The organism is Tsukamurella pseudospumae, assembly GCF_001575205.1.
In the GTDB taxonomy this organism is placed as follows: domain Bacteria; phylum Actinomycetota; class Actinomycetes; order Mycobacteriales; family Mycobacteriaceae; genus Tsukamurella; species Tsukamurella pseudospumae.
In genome coordinates, this window is the sequence record NZ_LSRE01000062.1 from 1 (window position 1) to 908 (window position 908).

A 908-nucleotide genomic window follows, 5' to 3' on the forward strand; every position below is an offset into this window, starting at 1 on the left:
GTCGTTGATCGAGGGCATGCTGCCGGCGCGGACCGGTCGGCAGGGGCGCCCATTCTCGGACGCGCGGACGATGGTCGAGGCGATCATCTACCGGTATCGATGCGGCATCGCCTGGCGTGATCTGCCGGAGACCTTCGGGCCGTGGCAGACGGTGTGGACGTGGCATCACCGGATGGCGAAGACGGGCACCTGGGATCAGGTGCATGCCAAGCTGACCGCTGCCGCAGATGCTGCGGGACTGGTGGATTGGTCACTATCGGTGGACTCGACCATCGCCCGCGCTCATCAGCACGCGACGAACACCACGCGCCTCACAGGGGGCTGGATCGAATTACACGAATCCAGGAATCGAGCCGCCTGATCACGCGGTCGGCCGCTCTCGCGGTGGGCTCTCGACGAAGATCCACCAGCTCGTCGACGGTAACGGACTGCCGCTGGTCACTCTGCTCACGGCCGGTCAGGCCGGTGACTCACCGATGTTCCTGCCATTGATGAACCTGCTGCGTGTCGGCCGGACGCGAGGCCGGCCACGCACCCGCCCGAACGCTGTCCGCGGCGACAAGGCCTACTCATCGCGGGCGATCCGTGCTCACCTGCGAGCGCGCGGGATCAAGGCCGTCATCCCCGAACCCGACGACCAGAAGGGACACCGCAAACGGCGCGGCTCCCGCGGCGGGCGACCCGTCTCGCTCGATACCGCCGACTACCGCAACCGCAGCGTCATCGAACGCCGCTACTGCCACACCAAGCAATGGCGCGGCCTCGCCACCCGCTACGACAAGCACGCCGTCAACTACCGCGCAGCAGTCGTTCTCAACGCAGTGATCGCCTGGTCGAAAGCTTTGTCAGACACGCCCTAGGCKGCCCATCGTCGAATTCGACGATGTGGTTCTCCCGCACCTGACCGT

Annotated in this window: 2 protein-coding genes; both read left to right on the forward strand. The window is 66.4% G+C overall.

Annotated elements, in window-relative coordinates; all coding sequences use genetic code 11:
- Positions 1-361 (forward strand): transposase (locus AXK61_RS25845; RefSeq protein WP_068747215.1); only part of this gene is annotated, 361 nt, incomplete at its 5' end.
- Entirely contained in the window at positions 348-860 is a 513-nt protein-coding gene (locus AXK61_RS24645) for an IS5 family transposase (protein WP_231855665.1), read from the forward strand. The genes AXK61_RS25845 and AXK61_RS24645, both read left to right, overlap by 14 nt.
- The last annotated feature ends 48 nt before the right edge of the window (positions 861-908 follow it).